The sequence below is a fragment of the Lentzea sp. NPDC092896 genome (genome assembly GCF_044754905.1).
In the GTDB taxonomy this organism is placed as follows: domain Bacteria; phylum Actinomycetota; class Actinomycetes; order Mycobacteriales; family Pseudonocardiaceae; genus Lentzea.
This window is the reverse complement of sequence record NZ_JBIVPX010000012.1, coordinates 19,410-35,410: the sequence shown is the minus strand read 5'-3', so window position 1 is coordinate 35,410 and position 16,001 is coordinate 19,410. Positions and strand designations below refer to the sequence as shown.

General features: G+C 68.6%; 22 protein-coding genes. 15 read left to right on the top strand and 7 right to left on the bottom strand.

All coding sequences use genetic code 11. The features are described 5' to 3' along the window. Positions 1–82 precede the first annotated feature (82 nt). From ACIQF0_RS41025 to ACIQF0_RS40985, 9 genes are read left to right on the top strand one after another with little or no spacing between them, the layout of a single operon-like run. Positions 83–1,762 carry a nitrite/sulfite reductase gene (locus ACIQF0_RS41025; protein ID WP_401039245.1) on the top strand — a complete coding sequence of 560 codons (1,680 nt, stop codon included), beginning with the start codon at positions 83–85 and terminating at the stop codon, positions 1,760–1,762. Continuing rightward, positions 1,759–1,917, top strand: coding sequence for an Insertion element protein (locus ACIQF0_RS41020; protein WP_090006108.1), 159 nt, complete (start codon positions 1,759–1,761; stop codon positions 1,915–1,917). Before ACIQF0_RS41025 ends, ACIQF0_RS41020 begins: the two co-directional genes overlap by 4 nt. Then, a complete protein-coding gene (locus ACIQF0_RS41015; RefSeq protein WP_401039242.1) occupies positions 1,914–2,609 on the top strand; it encodes a phosphoadenylyl-sulfate reductase in 696 nt (231 codons plus the stop codon). The genes ACIQF0_RS41020 and ACIQF0_RS41015 overlap by 4 nt, the downstream gene beginning before the upstream one ends. Then, positions 2,606–3,505, top strand: a complete 900-nt coding sequence (gene cysD, locus ACIQF0_RS41010; RefSeq protein WP_177320624.1) for a sulfate adenylyltransferase subunit CysD — start codon at positions 2,606–2,608, stop codon at positions 3,503–3,505. The genes ACIQF0_RS41015 and cysD overlap by 4 nt, the downstream gene beginning before the upstream one ends. Positions 3,506–3,507: 2 nt before the next feature. Further along, positions 3,508–4,854, top strand: coding sequence for a sulfate adenylyltransferase subunit 1 (locus tag ACIQF0_RS41005; protein WP_401039239.1), 1,347 nt, complete (start codon positions 3,508–3,510; stop codon positions 4,852–4,854). Between the two features lie 15 nt (positions 4,855–4,869). Further along, positions 4,870–5,919, top strand: coding sequence for an ABC transporter substrate-binding protein (locus ACIQF0_RS41000; protein ID WP_401039236.1), 1,050 nt, complete (start codon positions 4,870–4,872; stop codon positions 5,917–5,919). A 31-nt stretch (positions 5,920–5,950) separates the two neighbouring features. Beyond that, positions 5,951–6,727 (top strand): ABC transporter ATP-binding protein, encoded by a 777-nt coding sequence (locus ACIQF0_RS40995; protein WP_360041869.1) that lies wholly within the window; start codon positions 5,951–5,953, stop codon positions 6,725–6,727. Continuing rightward, positions 6,711–7,583 carry an ABC transporter permease gene (locus ACIQF0_RS40990; protein WP_401039233.1) on the top strand — a complete coding sequence of 291 codons (873 nt, stop codon included), beginning with the start codon at positions 6,711–6,713 and terminating at the stop codon, positions 7,581–7,583. Before ACIQF0_RS40995 ends, ACIQF0_RS40990 begins: the two co-directional genes overlap by 17 nt. Beyond that, a complete protein-coding gene (locus tag ACIQF0_RS40985) occupies positions 7,580–8,275 on the top strand; it encodes a sirohydrochlorin chelatase (RefSeq protein ID WP_401039230.1) in 696 nt (231 codons plus the stop codon). Before ACIQF0_RS40990 ends, ACIQF0_RS40985 begins: the two co-directional genes overlap by 4 nt. Here ACIQF0_RS40985 and ACIQF0_RS40980 read toward each other — a convergent pair. Then, positions 8,272–8,448, bottom strand: coding sequence for a hypothetical protein (locus tag ACIQF0_RS40980; RefSeq protein ID WP_360041860.1), 177 nt, complete (start codon positions 8,446–8,448; stop codon positions 8,272–8,274). The two genes, ACIQF0_RS40985 and ACIQF0_RS40980, sit on opposite strands and share 4 nt — an antisense overlap. A gap of 112 nt (positions 8,449–8,560) precedes the next feature. Between ACIQF0_RS40980 and ACIQF0_RS40975 the strand changes: the two genes are divergently transcribed. From ACIQF0_RS40975 to ACIQF0_RS40960, 4 genes are all read left to right on the top strand, one after another. Next, entirely contained in the window at positions 8,561–9,664 is a 1,104-nt protein-coding gene (locus ACIQF0_RS40975; protein WP_401039227.1) for a sensor histidine kinase, read from the top strand. Then, positions 9,661–10,278, top strand: coding sequence for a response regulator (locus tag ACIQF0_RS40970; protein WP_401039225.1), 618 nt, complete (start codon positions 9,661–9,663; stop codon positions 10,276–10,278). Before ACIQF0_RS40975 ends, ACIQF0_RS40970 begins: the two co-directional genes overlap by 4 nt. A 69-nt stretch (positions 10,279–10,347) precedes the next feature. After that, the gene (locus ACIQF0_RS40965; protein WP_401039224.1) at positions 10,348–10,872 is read left to right on the top strand and encodes a hypothetical protein; all 525 of its coding nucleotides are present in this window, start codon (positions 10,348–10,350) and stop codon (positions 10,870–10,872) included. Between the two features lie 163 nt (positions 10,873–11,035). After that, positions 11,036–11,650 (top strand): cyclase, encoded by a 615-nt coding sequence (locus tag ACIQF0_RS40960; RefSeq protein WP_401039221.1) that lies wholly within the window; start codon positions 11,036–11,038, stop codon positions 11,648–11,650. Positions 11,651–11,680: 30 nt separating this feature from the next. On the opposite strand, the gene ACIQF0_RS40955 is transcribed toward ACIQF0_RS40960, so the two are convergent. Both ACIQF0_RS40955 and ACIQF0_RS40950 read right to left on the bottom strand, forming a co-directional pair. After that, positions 11,681–12,127, bottom strand: coding sequence for a MarR family winged helix-turn-helix transcriptional regulator (locus ACIQF0_RS40955; RefSeq protein WP_401039219.1), 447 nt, complete (start codon positions 12,125–12,127; stop codon positions 11,681–11,683). Then, entirely contained in the window at positions 12,120–12,734 is a 615-nt protein-coding gene (locus ACIQF0_RS40950; protein ID WP_401039217.1) for a DJ-1/PfpI family protein, read from the bottom strand. The genes ACIQF0_RS40955 and ACIQF0_RS40950 overlap by 8 nt, the downstream gene beginning before the upstream one ends. Positions 12,735–12,796: 62 nt before the next feature. On the opposite strand from ACIQF0_RS40950, the gene ACIQF0_RS40945 reads away from it, so the two are divergent. Further along, positions 12,797–13,567 (top strand): enoyl-CoA hydratase family protein, encoded by a 771-nt coding sequence (locus tag ACIQF0_RS40945; protein ID WP_401039214.1) that lies wholly within the window; start codon positions 12,797–12,799, stop codon positions 13,565–13,567. On the opposite strand, the gene ACIQF0_RS40940 is transcribed toward ACIQF0_RS40945, so the two are convergent. From ACIQF0_RS40940 to ACIQF0_RS40925, 4 genes are all read right to left on the bottom strand, one after another. Then, on the bottom strand, positions 13,564–13,908 hold the full coding sequence (locus tag ACIQF0_RS40940; protein WP_360041836.1) for a hypothetical protein: 345 nt from the start codon (positions 13,906–13,908) through the stop codon (positions 13,564–13,566). The genes ACIQF0_RS40945 and ACIQF0_RS40940 overlap by 4 nt on opposite strands. A 115-nt stretch (positions 13,909–14,023) precedes the next feature. Further along, complete coding sequence (locus tag ACIQF0_RS40935) at positions 14,024–14,287, bottom strand: barstar family protein (protein ID WP_401039211.1); 264 nt, start codon at positions 14,285–14,287, stop codon at positions 14,024–14,026. Further along, positions 14,284–14,727 carry a ribonuclease domain-containing protein gene (locus tag ACIQF0_RS40930; protein ID WP_360041831.1) on the bottom strand — a complete coding sequence of 148 codons (444 nt, stop codon included), beginning with the start codon at positions 14,725–14,727 and terminating at the stop codon, positions 14,284–14,286. Before ACIQF0_RS40930 ends, ACIQF0_RS40935 begins: the two co-directional genes overlap by 4 nt. After that, positions 14,724–14,936 (bottom strand): hypothetical protein, encoded by a 213-nt coding sequence (locus tag ACIQF0_RS40925; protein ID WP_360041829.1) that lies wholly within the window; start codon positions 14,934–14,936, stop codon positions 14,724–14,726. The genes ACIQF0_RS40930 and ACIQF0_RS40925 overlap by 4 nt, the downstream gene beginning before the upstream one ends. 70 nt (positions 14,937–15,006) lie before the next feature. Here ACIQF0_RS40925 and ACIQF0_RS40920 point away from each other — a divergent pair, with 70 nt between their 5' ends. Beyond that, entirely contained in the window at positions 15,007–15,975 is a 969-nt protein-coding gene (locus ACIQF0_RS40920) for a zinc-binding alcohol dehydrogenase family protein (RefSeq protein WP_401039209.1), read from the top strand. Positions 15,976–16,001 lie beyond the last annotated feature (26 nt).

The following is a 16,001-nucleotide window of genomic DNA, read 5'->3' as shown; positions in this document are numbered from 1 at the left end:
CCGGCGCGCTGACGACGCCCCCACCACAAGCACCTCCGGGCTCGCATGCGCACCGAGCGCCTCGAAACCCCGGAGGATGGCGATGGTCCCGCCGCAGACGTCACCGCGCGCCAAGCAGCGTCGCGGCGAGGGGCAGTGGGCACTCGGTTACCGAGAGCCGCTGAACCCCAACGAGCGGAGCAAGAAGGACGACAACCCGCTCAACGTCCGCACCCGCATCGAGAACATCTACGCCCACGGTGGTTTCGACTCGATCGACCCGGCCGACCTGCGCGGGCGTTTCCGCTGGTACGGCCTCTACACCCAGCGCAAGCCCGGCATCGACGGCGGCCGCACGGCCACGTTGGAGCCCGAAGAGCTGGACGACGAGTACTTCATGATGCGCGTCCGCAGTGACGGCGGTGCGCTCACCACGCAGCAGTTGAAGGTCCTCGGCGAGATCTCGCAGACCTACGCGCGCGACACCGCGGACATCACCGATCGGCAGAACATCCAGTACCACTGGATCGCGATCGAGGACGTCCCGACGATCTGGCAGAAGCTCGAAGCCGTCGGCCTGACGACGATGGAGGCGTGTGGCGACAGCCCGCGCGTCATCCTCGGCTCGCCGGTCGCGGGCATCTCCGAGGACGAGATCATCAACGGGCAGCCGGCGATCGACACGATCCTCGAGCGCTACATCGGCGACCCGCGGTTCTCGAACCTGCCGCGCAAGTTCAAGACCGCCATCTCCGGGCTGCAGGACGTCGCGCACGAGATCCACGACATCGCGTTCGTCGGCGTGAACCACCCCGAACACGGGCCGGGCTTCGACCTCTGGGTCGGCGGCGGCCTGTCCACGAACCCCATGCTGGGCAAGCGCTTGGGCGCCTGGGTGCCGCTGGACGAGGTGCCCGACGTCTGGGAAGCCGTCATCTCCGTCTTCCGCGACTACGGCTACCGCCGGCTGCGGCACCGCGCGCGCATCAAGTTCCTCGTCGCCGACTGGGGTCCGGAGAAGTTCCGCCAGGTCGTGGAGGACGAGTACCTCAAGCGCAAGCTGATCGACGGCCCGGCGCCGGAAACCCTGAAGCAGCAACTGGACCACATCGGCGTGAACCGGCAGAAGGACGGCCTGTTCTACGTCGGCGCCGCACCGGTCGCGGGCCGCGTCTCCGGTTCGATCCTGGTCGAGGTCGCGAAGATCGCGGAACAGGCTGGCTCCGGCCGCGTCCGGTTCACGCCGCAGCAGAAGATCATCGTGCTGGACGTGCCCGAGGCCGAGGTGAAGACGCTCAAGAGCAACCTCGCCAAACTGGGCCTGCAGGTCGAACCGTCGCCGTGGCGCCGGGGCATCATGGCCTGCACCGGCATCGAGTTCTGCAAGCTCGCGATCGTCGAGACGAAGGCCCGCGCGAACGACCTCGTCGTGCAGCTCGAAGCCAACCTCAAGGACATCGTCGACGGCGTCACCGAGCCGATCACCGTGCACATCAACGGCTGCCCCAACTCCTGCGCCCGCATCCAGACCGCGGACATCGGCCTCAAGGGCCAGATCGTCACGGACGAGTCGGGCAACCAGGTCGAGGGATTCCAGGTGCACCTCGGCGGTGGGCTCGGCCTCGACGCCGGGTTCGGCCGCAAGCTGCGCGGCCACAAGGTCACCGCGAACGAGCTGTCCGAGTACGTCGAGCGGATCGTGCGGAACTTCGTCGCCCAGCGCGAGGAGGACGAGCGTTTCGCCCAGTGGGTCGCCCGTGCGGAAGAGGGTGACCTGAAGTGACCGAGCGCGCGACGCCGTTCTACTGCCCCTACTGCGGCGACGAGGACCTCCGGCCGCAGGAGGAACCCAGCTACGCGTGGTTGTGCACCGGGTGCCGCCGCGTCTTCAAGGTCTCGTTCGTCGGGCTCAACCTGCCGCAGGAGGTGAAGAAGTGAGCGATCTCAAGGAAGACCTCAAGATCGTCGCTGAGGCCGCGGAGCTGGAACTGAAGGACGCGAACGCCGAAGAGGCGCTGGAGTGGGTCGCGCGGACGTTCGGCGACAGCTACATCGTCGCCTCCAACATGCAGGACGCCGTGCTGATCGACCTCGCCGCCAAGGTGAAGCCGAACTTCGACGTGCTGTTCCTGGAGACGGGGTACCACTTCCCGGAGACGATCGGCGTGCGGGACGCGGTCGGGGTCGTCTACCCGGACGTGCACGTCGTCAACGCCGCCGCCGAGCAGTCGGTCGAGGACCAGGAACGCGAGTTCGGCCTGCTGTACCAGTCGGATCCGGCCACCTGCTGCAACCTGCGCAAGGTCGTGCCGCTGCGCCGGGAGCTCGCGAAGTACGACGCGTGGGTCACCGGCGTGCGCCGCGTGGACGCCCCGACCAGGGCGAACACGCCGATCGTGCAGTGGGACGACCGCAACGGGCTGGTGAAGATCAACCCGATCGCGCCGTGGTCCGACGACGAGTTCAACGCCTACATCCAGGAGAAGGGGATCCTCGAGAACCTGTTGGTGCAGGAGGGATATCCCTCCATCGGCTGTCTGCCGTGCACCGCGAAGCCGTTGCCGGGGCAGGACGCCCGCAGCGGCCGGTGGGCCGGTCAGTCCAAGACGGAATGTGGGTTGCACGGATGACTCTGGCTCTGGACACCCTGGGGCGCCTCGAATCCGAGGCGATCCACATCTTCCGCGAGGTGGCGGGAGAGTTCGACCGGCCGGTGATCCTCTTCTCCGGCGGCAAGGACTCGACGCTGCTGCTGCACCTCGCGATCAAGGCGTTCTACCCGGCGCCGGTGCCGTTCCCGCTGCTGCACGTCGACACCGGGCACAACTTCGACGAGGTCATCGAGTTCCGCGACCGCGTCGTCGCGCAGCACGGGCTGCGCCTGGAGGTCGCGAAGGTCCAGGACTGGATCGACGACGGCCGCCTCGAGGAGCGCCCGGACGGCACCCGCAACCCGTTGCAGACCGTGCCGCTGCTGGACTCCATCACGCAGCACAAGTACGACGCGGTCTTCGGCGGCGGACGCCGGGACGAGGAACGCGCCCGCGCCAAGGAGCGGATCTTCAGCCTGCGCACGGCGTTCGGCCAGTGGGACCCGAAGCGCCAGCGCCCGGAGCTGTGGAACCTCTACAACGGCCGGCACCGCGCCGGTGAGCACGTCCGCGTGTTCCCGCTGTCGAACTGGACCGAGCTCGACGTCTGGAACTACATCGAGCGCGAGGGCATCGAGCTCCCGGACATCTACTACTCCCACCAGCGCGACGTGTTCCTGCGTGACGGCATGTGGCTCGCCGAAGGCCCGTGGGGCACGGCGCGCGACGGCGAAACGTTGCTGCGCAAGACAGTTCGCTACCGCACGGTCGGTGACGGCTCCTGCACGGGTGCCGTCGAGTCCGACGCCGCCGACATCCACGCGGTGATCGCCGAGGTCTCCGCGTCACGACTGACCGAGCGCGGCGCCACCCGTGCCGACGACCGGCTGTCCGAGGCCGCCATGGAAGACCGCAAGCGGGAGGGGTACTTCTAAACATGAGCGACCTGTTGAGGTTGGCTACCGCTGGCAGCGTGGACGACGGAAAGTCCACGCTCGTCGGCAGGTTGCTCTACGACACCAAGTCCGTGCTCGCGGACACGCTCGACGCCGTCCACCGGGCGAGCGCCGACCGGGGTCTCGCGACGCCGGACCTGTCGCTGCTGGTCGACGGCCTGCGGTCGGAGCGCGAGCAGGGCATCACGATCGACGTGGCGTACCGCTACTTCGCGACGCCGAAACGAAGCTTCGTCCTCGCGGACACCCCTGGCCACGTGCAGTACACCCGCAACACCGTCACCGGCGCCTCCACCGCGCAGCTCGCGGTGCTGCTCGTCGACGCGCGCAAGGGCGTCATCGAGCAGACCCGGCGCCACGCGGCGGTTCTCGCGCTGCTGGGCGTGCCCCGGCTCGTCCTCGCGGTCAACAAGATCGACCTCGTGGACTACGACGAGGTGACGTTCTCCCGCATCTCCAAGGAGTTCACCGCGCACGCCACGGCTCTCGGCTACACCGAGGACGCGGTCGTCGAGATCCCGGTCTCGGCGCTGGCCGGCGACAACGTGGTGGACAAGTCGGCGAACACGCCCTGGTACTCCGGCCCGACGCTGCTGGAGCACCTGGAGAACGTGCCGGTCGAGCCCGACCCGCACGACGCCCCGTTCCGGTTCCCGGTGCAGTACGTCATCCGGCCGCGCACGGCCGAGCACCTCGACTACCGGGGGTACGCGGGCCTGATCGCGGCCGGCACGGTCAAGCCGGGCGACGAGATCGTGGTGCTGCCCTCCGGGCGGCGCTCGAAGGTCACGAAGATCGACACGGCGGACGGCGAACTGGCGGAGGCGGCGGCCGGCCAGTCCGTGACGTTGTTGCTGGCGGACGACATCGACATCTCCCGCGGCGACCTGATCTCGGTGGCGGGCAACGAGCCCACGGTCACCGACGAACTGGACGCCACCCTCTGCTGGCTCGCGGAGAAGCCTCTGCGACCCGGCGCCCGAGTCCTCGTCAAGCACGGAACGCGCACCGTGCAGGCGATGGTCACCGACCTGCGCGACCGCTTCGACGAGCAGAACCTGTCCAGCGTGGACAGCCCAGCTTCGTTGGAGCTCAACGAGATCGGCCGAGTGGCTCTGCGTCTCGCGGAGCCTGTTCCACTGGACGACTACAGCTTCAGCCGGCGCACCGGGTCCTTCCTGGTGATCGACGCGAGCGATGGTTCCACGCTCGCCGCCGGACTGGTCGGGGCTCCGCTGCCGCTGCTTGAGGACGGCGTGGAGAGCTGTACCGGGGGTGGCGTATCCGCCACCCCTGACAACCACGCCCTTGTCTCCCCCGGTCCCTGAAAGGCCTGAAACCCCGTGAACCTCAAGCCCGCCATCGCCGTCGCACTGATCGCACTGACAGCCCTGTCCGGTTGCAGCCGTGCAGGCACCTCCGAGACTCCCGCCGCCGAGTCCAAGGGCGCCGCCGCCGAGGTCCGCCTCGGGTACTTCCCGAACATCACCCACGCCGCCGCGCTGATCGGCGTCGAGCAGGGCCTGTACGCCAAGGAACTGGGCAACACCAAGCTGACGACGCAGACGTTCAACGCGGGCCCCGACGAGGTGAACGCCCTGCTGGGCGAGTCCCTCGACATCGCCTACATCGGCTCCGGACCGGCGATCAACGCCTACGCGAAGTCCAAGGGCGAGGCCGTGAAGCTCATCGCGGGCGCCACCTCGGGTGGTGCGCAGCTCGTGGTGAAGCCCGAGATCAACTCGATCGAGGACCTCAAGGGCAAGGTCGTCGCCACGCCGCAGCTCGCGAACACGCAGGACGTGTCGCTGAAGAAGTACCTGGCGGAGAAGAACCTGACCGGCCAGGTGACCGTGCAGAACGTGGAGAACGCCGCGTCGCTCGACCTGTTCAAGAAGGGCGACATCCAGGCGGCCTGGGCGCCGCAGCCGTGGTCGGCGCGCATCGTCAACGAGGGTGGCGGCAAGGTGCTGCTCGACGAGAAGACGCTGTGGGACGGCGGGGCGTTCCCGACCACCGTGGTCATCGTGCGGACGAAGTTCCTGCAGGAGCACCCGGAGACGGTCGAGGCCGTGCTGAAGGGTCACGTCGCGGCCATCGACTGGGCGAAGGCCAACAAGGACGAGGCGAAGAAGGCCGCCAACGCCCACCTGGAGAAGCTCACGTCCAAGAAGCTCGGCGACAAGATCCTCGACGCCGCCTGGGACAACATCGAGCTGACCACGGACGCGCAGGCCAAGCACTTCCCGCAGCTCGCGAAGGACGCCGTGACCGCAGGGGTGGCCAAGGAGGCCGCGAACGTCGCCGGGTACGCCGACTTCACGTTGCTGAACAAGGTCCTGCAGGCGCAGGGCAAGCCGCAGGTTCAGGCAGCGGGCCTGGACAAGAAGTAGTTCCGAGACGTTGAGGGGAAGGCACACGACCATGACCGCCACGCTCGAGACCACTTCTCTGTCCACTGTGGATACCGCTGTCGAACTGGCAGGCATCCGCAAGGTTTTCGGCCACGGCAACTCCGCCGTGGTGGCGCTCGACGGGGTCGACCTCAAGGTCAAGCCCGGTGAGTTCGTGTGCCTTCTCGGCGCGTCCGGCTGCGGCAAGAGCACGCTGCTGAACATCGTCGCCGGTCTGGACGGCGCCACGTCGGGCTCGCTGGAGCTCAACACGTCGCGTCCGGCCGTGATGTTCCAGGAGCCCGCGCTGATGCCGTGGCTGACCGCGTCGCGCAACGTCGAACTGGCGCTGCGGTTCGCCGGTGTCGGCCGCATCGCACGCAAGCGTCGCGCGCAGGAGCTGCTCGAACTGGTGCGGCTCGGCGACGTCGCGGACAAGCGTCCGCACGAGCTTTCCGGTGGTATGCGTCAGCGCGTGGCCCTGGCTCGCGCGCTGGCGTCCACCACCGTGTCCGCGGACGGTGCGCCCGCCCTGCTGCTGATGGACGAGCCGTTCGCCGCGCTCGACGCCATCACGCGCGACGTGCTGCAGGCCGAACTGATCCGGGTGTGGGAGACCACGAACACCGCGATCATCTTCGTGACGCACGACGTGCGCGAGGCCGTGCGCCTCGGCCAGCGGGTGGTGCTGCTGTCGTCACGTCCCGGCCGCGTCGTGCGCGAGTGGGACGTGACGGACTCGCGCGACGAGGTCCTGGACGAGATCAACACCCATCTGCGAGAGGTCATCAGTGGCCACGCCTCCTGACACGCTCGACAAGGTCGGCGCCGGCCTCGACGCGCTCGATGTGCCCGTAGAGGCACATCGAGCGTCGGTGTGGCAGCGCTTCCTGAAGACAGGCGTGCCACCGCTCATCGCTTTCGCGCTGCTTTTGGGCGTGTGGCAGGGACTCTGGGCCTCGGCTCTGCTGCCGGAGTTCCAGCTGCCCGCTCCGGTCAACGTGTGGAACGAGCTCGTCCGCTCGATCTCCACCGGCGAGGCGTTCGGCATCCTGTGGACCTCGTTGCACCGCGCGGTGCTCGGGTTCCTCGCGGCGGTGCTGATCGCCACGCCGCTGGGGTTGCTGGTCGCCAAGGTGCGAGTGGTGCGCGCGGCGATCGGGTCGTTGCTGACCGGTCTGCAGTCGCTTCCGTCCGTCGCCTGGGTGCCGGCCGCGATCCTGTGGTTCGGCGTCACGCCGTCCACGATCTACTTCGTGGTGCTGATGGGCTCGGTGCCGTCGATCGCCAACGGGTTGGTGGCCGGTATCGACCAGATTCCGCCGCTGCTGCCTCGGGTCGGACGTGCGCTGGGCGCCGGCCGGCTGGCTTCGGCGCGGCACATCCTGCTGCCGGCGGCCCTGCCCGGGTACCTGGCCGGTCTGAAGCAGGGCTGGGCGTTCTCGTGGCGGTCGCTGATGGCCGCGGAGATCATCGCGACCTCGCCGCAGCTCGGCGTCGGGCTCGGGCAGTACCTGCACAACGGCTCGTCGTTGAACGACATCAACATGGTGATCGCGGCGATCTTCCTGATCCTGTTGGTGGGTATCGGGATCGAGCTGCTGCTGTTCCGTCCGTTGGAGCGCGCCGTGCTGCGGGCTCGTGGTCTGACGGGGGCCCTGTGACACCGCTTGTGGCCGTTGCGCACGGCAGTCGTGACCCGCGTTCGGCGGCGTCGATCCACGCGTTGCTGGACGTGGTGCGGTCGTTGCGGCCGGAGCTGGACGTGCGCGGCTGCTTCCTCGACCTGTGCGCGCCTCGGCTGCACGACGTGTTGCGCGAGCCCTCGGTGGTCGTGCCCTTGTTGCTGGGCAAGGCTTATCACGCCCGCGTCGACGTTCCGGCCGCCGTGGCCGAGTCCGGGGTGCCCGCTGTGGTCACCGACGTGCTCGGCCCCGATCCCCGGCTGGAGTCGGCGGCGTTGCGCCGGCTGTCCGAGGCCGGGGTCTCGTTCGGGGACAGGAACCTGGGTGTGGTGCTGGCCGGCGCCGGGTCCTCGCACGCTCCGGCGAACGAGGCCGTGGCGCGCGTGGCCCGGCGTTGGGCCCGCGAGTCGGGCTGGGCCGGCGTGGAGGCGGCGTTCGCGTCGATCGCCTCGCCGACCGTGCCCGAAGCGATCGAGCGGTTGCGGATGAGGGGGGCCACGAAGATCGCCGTGTCGTCGTGGTTCCTCGCTCCCGGCCTGCTGCCGGACAAGGTGGCGACGCTCGCGGGCGACGCCGTGGTGGCGCGGCCGTTGGGCGACGACGTCGAGGTCGCGCAGCTCGTGCTGGACCGGTACGACTTCGCCCTGGCACGGCAGACCGTCGCCGCCTAGGCCTTCTGGTTGGACAGGTAGCCGACCGTCGCCCAGCCGATGCCGAGCAACGCTCCCCCGGCGATCGCGACGGGGGTGAGCGCGCTCGAGTCGGCGACCGCGAGCAGGGCGATGGCGGCCGCGTAGACCATCGACAGGATCAGCAGGACCAGGCTGGACTTCTTTCTCGTCATGGCTCGGAATCCTCGGGTTTCCGGGGTCTGGCGCGCATCGACGGACCGGTGGGTTTCGCGCTCAGTCGACCGGCTACTGGTGTTTTCGCGCGGCGGGCCGCACAGTTTCCCGGTGTCCTCCGATGACGCCTGGGACCGCACGAAGGTCGCCTGGCACGTGGCCTTCGCGGTGTTCGCTCTCGTCAGCGTGGTGCTGGTGTTCGCGGAAGACCGGTTTGTGCCCGTCGCCCTGGTGCTGCTGGCCGCGCTTTGTCTTTGGTACTGGCGCGTTGGAGCGCCGCTCGCCCGCGACGCACGCGGCGTGCGCTACCTGGCCGTCGCGATCCCGTTGGTGATCGCGATGTTCGCACTGGTGCCCGCGCTGGCGGTGCTGTTCTTCACGCTGTACCCGCACATCTGGTCGCTGCTGGAACCCAGGCTCGCCATCTGGGCGACCGCGCTGACGTCCCTGTCGATCGGCACCGTCGTGCTGGTGTCCGGCAGCTTCAGCGAGGACTCGATCGGTGGCGCGGTGGTCATCTTCCTGAGCGTCGTGCCCGCCGTGATGCTGGGCCTGTGGATCGCCCGGATCATCTCGCAGAGCCGCGAACGGGCCGAACTGGCCGTCGTCAGCCACGAAGCCGGCGTCCTCACCGAACGCGAACGCCTCGCCCGCGACCTGCACGACACCCTCGCCCAGGGCGCGACCTCGGTGCTGCTGCTGTTGCGAGCGGCCCGCACCGCCACCGATCCCGTTGCGCGCGACCAACATCTGGCTCTGGCCGAGCAGACGACGTCCGAGAACCTGGCCGAGATCCGCGCGTTGGTCGCCGCGCTGACACCGGTCGAGCTGAACGGCGCCGCCCTCCCCGCCGCTCTCGAACGCCTCACAACTCGGTTGGGCCGCGAGCTAGGACTCTCCGCGTCGATGACCGTTCACGGCACGTATCGCCCATTGCCACCGGACCACGAAGTCACGCTGTTGCGCGTCACGCAGGAAGCGCTGGCGAACGTCCGCAAGCACGCGCACGCCTCGACTGTGACCGTCTCTCTCGACTACGCGGCCGGTGTCGAGCTGTCCATCGTCGACGACGGCTGCGGTTTCTCACCGGACACCCCGCGCGGCTACGGCCTAGACGGGTTGCGAGACCGTGTGCGTGCCACGGGCGGCGAGTTCGACATCCGTTCCGAGCCTGGCTCAGGAGTCCGCGTGCACGTACGACTGGAGGACGCGTGATCCGGGTGCTGCTGGTCGACGACCACCCGGTCGTCCGCTTCGGCCTGCGCACAATCCTTGAGGCGCAAGAAGATCTGACCGTCATCGGCGAATGCGGCTCCGGTTCCGAGGCCATCAGGCTGGCGTCAGAACTTCTGCCGGACGTCGTGCTGATGGACCTCAAGATGCCCGGCATGGACGGCGCCACGGCCACCGCGCAGGTCGTCGCGTCCACGTCCAGCCGCGTGGTCGTGCTGACCACCTTCGACACCGACGGCGACATCCTGCGCGCCATCGAGGCCGGTGCCACCGCCTATCTGCTGAAGGACGCGCCGAGCGAGGAACTGATCGACGCGGTCCGGGCGGCTTCGCGCGGCCAGACCGTGCTGGCTTCTCCGGTCGCCACCAAGCTCGTGAGTGCCGTGCAACGCCCTGGGCTCAGCGCACGGGAGGCCGAGGTGCTCGGGCTTGTGGCGTGTGGACTGTCCAACGGCGCCATCAGCAAGAAGCTGAACGTCAGCGAGGCCACGGTCAAAAGCCATCTGCTGCACGTGTTCGGCAAGCTCGACGTGAGCGACCGAACGGCCGCCGTGACCGTGGCGATCAGCCGCGGCTGGCTGCCGCCCCCGGTCTGATCACGCCGAATCGCCCTCGGCGCGAAGCCACGGCGTGGTACCAACTGCGCAACGGCACCGGGGGGCGACGTGTACGACGACTCACACCATTCCGATCACAGCGTTCGTGACGGCATCTTCGACGGCAGCGCCGACGACATCGAGGATCTGAGCCATCCGGACTTTGCGGACGACGACTTCCCGCGCTCGCGGCGCCGTTCCCGTTCCGGCCGGCACGACCTGTCCCGGGCGCCCTCGTGGGTCAAGGTGTGCGTCTGGACGGGCGTCCTCACGGCGATGGCGGGTTTCGGGGTCGTCCTGTTCGGCGTCGTGCTTCCCCTGATCACGTCCGGCCCGTTCGCGTCCAGCCCGTTCACGCCGGCCTTCGACCCGACGCCGATCCTCACGGTCGGCGACCTGCCACCCGGATTCCCCACCGACCAGCTGCCACCCGAGTTCCGGCCCGTCAACACGCAGGCCTTCCCCTCCGGCAGGCAGTTCTCGCCACCGAGCTTCGACGGCACGAACCTGGCACGGGGCCTCGGGCTCTTCTTCACCGGCTTCGTGGTGACGGCCATCGGCGCACTGGGCCACAGCACCTCGACCCGGCGCTGACCCGCACCGCGGCGCCACTTTCGGCCGCCGCCACAAGATCGAATGCGCAGAGCCGTTCGGGCGATGTGAAGTGTGAACTGTTGACGTGAAACCTACTCATGAGTAGTCAGTTGGTTACGCCGTGTGCTGGAAATGTCCCTCGTCCACTCAACGGGGAGAGGCCATGAAGCTAGCCGGAATCGCCGCAGCCGCACTGGTACCGATGCTGATGTTCGCCACCAACGCGTCAGCAGCCGCTCCGCAGACGATCACCTACAAGCTCCGGGCGACTGCCGTCGGGCAGACGTCGGACTTCACGCTCGACCAGGGCGTCGACTCGTCGGCACCCGCGACCGTCGCCCCCGGCGGCACGGTCGCGGTCACCATCGACCCCGCGCCCAACAAGATTCCCACCGAGGCCGGCGGCCGGCAGGTGCGGGAGATCAAGGGTCTCGCGCTCCGGTTGCCGGTTCCGGCCAACTCGAAGTTCCAGTCCGCCTCGCTGGGTGGCGGCTCCGGGCTGGGTGGCACGCCGACGGTCGCCCTGTCGGGCAACGACGTCGTGCTGAGCGTGCCCGGTCCGATCAAGGGCGGCGCCGACTTCGAGTTGCCGACCGTCACGATCAACCTGCAGGCCGGCGGCACCGGGACGATCACCACGAAGCTGGGTGGCACCAGCTACGACGCCCCGGGACTCACCTTCACCGCCGTCGTCGTGGTCATCGGGTTCCCGATCAACGCCGCCGCGAAGGGCTACCCGGACCCCAGCCCCGTGCTGACCACCACCACGATCGGCTAGAAACCCCGATGCCCCACCCCCTGCCGGGCATCAGGAAGTAGCCGCGACCAACGCGGTCATCGTGGCGAGCGTCGTGCGCAGGTCTTCCACGGAGACCTGCGCACTGACGCGGTTCGCCCACTCGTACTGCGCGTCCCGCAACCGTTCGATGGCGGCGAAACCCTCGGGAGTGGGCTGGACGAGCTTCGCGCGAGCGTGCGCCGGGTTCGGCAGGTACTCCGCCAAACCTTTGTCCACCAACAGGTCCGCGATCCGCTGCACGGACTGCCGCGCCAGCCCCATCTCCCGCGCGATCCCGGAGACGGACAACGGCTCGCGCAGCACCGCGCCGAGCACCTGCCACCACGCCGCGGTCAGGCCCACCGGCTTCGTCATCACCTCGGCCGCGTCGAGAAACGCCCCGTACAAACGGAAAGTCCTCATCACGACGTCGGTCAGCACGTCCCCTGATTCACTCCTGGACGCCGTCTCACTCATGGACACTGGCCACCAGCTTCCCGAACGCCGCGGGCGTGTCGTCGCGGTTGAACTCGTACCAGGCCTCCAGCGTGGCCGGTGAGAACGTCTCCAGCTCCGCCAGCACCTCGCGAGCGAACTCCAAAGCAGAAGCGCCACCGGCCGTGATCACACCATCAGCGCGCACCACGCGCTCGTCGCGGTACAGCGCCGCGCCGCCGTAAGAACCAAGCCACTGAGGGAAGTTCGACGTGTGCGGCACGTCGTCCAGCAACCCCTCGGCCGCCAGCCCGACCGTCGCGCCGCAGATCGCCGCGATCGGCTTGCCCGCCTCGCGGAACCGCCGCGCGAGCTTCCCGAACGCCGCCAGCTCACCGGTTTCCCAGCTGTCACCGCCCGGCAGCACGAGCATCGCCGCGTCGTCCAGCGAGACGTCTTCCAGAGCGACATCGGGCAGCATCCGCACGCCGCCGACCGTGCGGATCGGGTCCGTGGTCAGCCCGACCGTGCGGATCTCGTACCGCCCCGGCTGCTGCTGGAACTGCTGCAGGCTCACCTGCGCGGCCACGTGGCCGTACTCCCAGTCGGCGAGCTTGTCGGCCAGAACGAGGTACACCGTCTGTGTCATGACAGCAGACTGTCATAAGTGACAGCATCCTGTCAAACATCCCCGCGGCTAAGGTCAGGGCCATGGCAGATGAGCTGGTCCACTACGAGGTGCAGCGTGGCATCGCGACGATCACGCTGGACTCCCCCCACAACCGCAACGCGCTGTCCTCACAGCTGCGCCGGGAGCTCAAAGAGCACCTGAGCACAGCGGCGAAGGACGACGGCGTGCGCGTGGTCGTGCTGACGCACACGGGCTCCGTGTTCTGCTCCGGCATGGACCTCAAGGAGGCCGCCGGGGCGAGCGCGGGCGACCAGGGCGTCAACGAGTTCCCCGCGATCCTCGAACAGCTCTGGACCAGCCCGAAGCCGGTCGTCGCGGCACTCAACGGCCCGGCGCGCGCGGGTGGCGTCGGCATCGTCGCGGCCTGCGACATCTCCATCGCCGCCAACAGCGCCACGTTCGCGTTCAGCGAGGTCCGGATCGGCGTCGTGCCGGCCGTCATCTCGGTGACGGTGCTGCCGCGGCTGCTCCCCCGCCAGGCCCACGAGCTGTTCCTGACCGGCGAGACGTTCGACGCCAGGCGCGCGGTGGAGATCGGCCTGCTCAACGCCGCGACGGACGACGTCGACGCGGAGGTCCGGCGCTACACGGACATGCTCGCGCTCGGCGCGCCCAACGCGTTGGCGGCCACCAAGGAGATGCTCCAGCAGGAGCGGTCCACGAACCTCGGCGAGGTCTTCGCGGACATGCTCAAGCTGTCAGCTCAGCACTTCGGCGGACCGGAAGGCCAGGAAGGCATCACCGCGTTCAAGGAGAAGCGCAAGCCGTCCTGGGTGCCCGCGGAAGGCTAGAACCAGCCGGTGCACTCGATGACGCCCTGCGAGGACCCGCACGCGCGCATCAGTTTGCCGTCGTTCTTGAACGCGTCGGTGTACTTCGCGGTACCCGAGTCGATCCTGGTGTAGCCGAGGAACCCCTCGTGCCCGTTGGCCGAGGGGTCCTTGCGGTCCGTCCAGATCTCCTCGCCGGGCGTGCCGTGCGAGATGCGCCCCCACGCGCACTTGGACTTGTTCGACGCGCGCAGTTCGACCACACGGCCGTTCTGCATGGTCACGGGGTTGTCGCCGTCGAGCGTCTCGAACGGCGTGAAAGGCCCCTCCTGCGAGCAGTCGGGGTCACCGGCGAACGACACCGCCGGACAAAGCACTCCTACAACCACAAAGACGCCGAGCGCACAGCTCAGACGACGGAATTGCGTTCCCATGGAATGGCACTGTCCACTCCGGACGCCAACACCGCAGCCCCAGTCACCGTTCCGTGCGAATCACGCGCACTTTTCGGTCACCTGATTCAGCGGTCTGCTTCGCAGCGTCACGCAGCACCGACGAAACGGAAGAGTCCAGATCAGCGGGCACGACCAGCGTGTACTCACCCGCGGGCAGCCACGAGAGATCGGTCAGGCTGTCGTACAGGGCATCGAGGTTCTGCCCGAACCACTCGGGGAAGTCCAGAGCACTCGCAATGGCCGAGATCGCGGCGGACTTTTCCGAAACGAGAATGTGCCGTTTCATTTGCTCACGTCCACGACGACGAACGACGAATAGTGGTCGCCGGTGTAGAAGACTTCCTTTTCCGACCCGGTGACGATCCGCCGCGCGCCGCGGTCAGGACTGTTCGGCGTCGGCACGGTGTACTCCTTGTAGTACCCGGACTTCTGCTGCGGCAGCCGCTTCTCGCGGTTCTCGAACGTCACGCCGTCGTTGCGCGGGTACGGGAACGGACCCTTGGCCTCGATCAGCTTCCACGTCTTCGCGGCCTCGGCGGGCAGCTTCGACAGCGACTGCACGTCCAGGCCCGACTTCACGCCGGGAACGGCGCCCTGGGACGCGGACGGCGCGCTGCTCGCGGGCGGGGCCGACGGGTTCGAGGCGGTGTCCTTGAAGAACCATCCGACCACGACCAGGGCAACGAGCCCGACCAGTGCGACGGTCAGGCGACGACCAGGACTCACGCTGCGATCTTCTCCGCTTCGGGCTCGGGCTCCGGCTCGGGGACCGACGCCGGGTTGTTCGCTCCCCAGTCAGCGACCCGGTCGATCAGCCGCGCCACGCCCAGGCACAACGGCAACACCACGATCATCACGACGGGGAACTGCACGGCGACGGGCAGCTGCACGACCCACAGCTCGACACCGTCCCACCACTGCACCAGCCAATCCACGCCCCTGAGGGTAGTCCCGTGACCCGTGTCACGGCATTTGGCCACGATCCAGGTGGGTATGTTGCGAACCATGTTCGCCGTATACGCAGCAGAACCCAGTCCTGAGAACCCGCTGGCCTCGCTTCGCGTGGGCGAGCGCCCCGAGCCCGAGGTCCCCGCCGGGTGGGTGCGCGTCGCGGTCAAGGCGGCCAGCCTCAACATGCACGACCTGTGGACGTTGCGCGGAGTCGGCATCAAGCCCGAGCAGTTCCCGATGATCCTGGGCTGCGACGGCGCCGGCGTCCTCGACGACGGCACCGAGGTGGTGCTGCACTCCGTCATCGGCGACCCGAACTGGTCCGGCGACGAGACGCTCGACCCGAAGCGCACGCTGCTCACCGAGAAGCACCAGGGCACGTTCGCCGACTACGTCACGGTGCCGGCCAGCAACGCGCTGCCCAAGCCCGCGGGCCTCTCGTTCGCCGAGGCCGCCTGCATGGGCACGGCGTGGCTGACGGCGTACCGGATGCTGTTCGTGAAGTCCGGCCTGCGCCCCGGCCAGACGATGCTCGTGCAGGGCGCGTCGGGCGGTGTGTCGACGGCGTTGATCCAGCTCGGCCGCGCAGCCGGGTTCCGCGTCTGGGTCACGGGCCGCAGCGAGGAGAAGCGCGCGCTGGCCACCACCCTCGGCGCCCACGAGACGTTCGAGTCCGGCGCCAGGCTGCCCGAACGGGTCGACGCGGTGTTCGAGACCGTCGGCAAGGCCACCTGGTCGCACTCGATGAAGGCCCTGAAGCCCGGCGGCATCGTGGTGATCTCCGGCGCGACGTCCGGTGACGCCTCCGCGGCCGAGCTTCAGCGGCTCTTCTTCCTGCAGCTGCGCGTGGTCGGCTCGACCATGGGCACGCGCGAGGAGCTGGGCGACCTGATCCGGTTCTGCGCCCTCAACGACCTCAGGCCGCAGATCGGCGCCGAGCTGAAGTTCGAGGACGCCGAGCAGGGCCTGCAGGCGATGCTCGACGGCGACACCGCGGGCAAGATCGTCTTCACCCGCCCGTAAAACTGGGCAATCAGCCTGAAAACGCC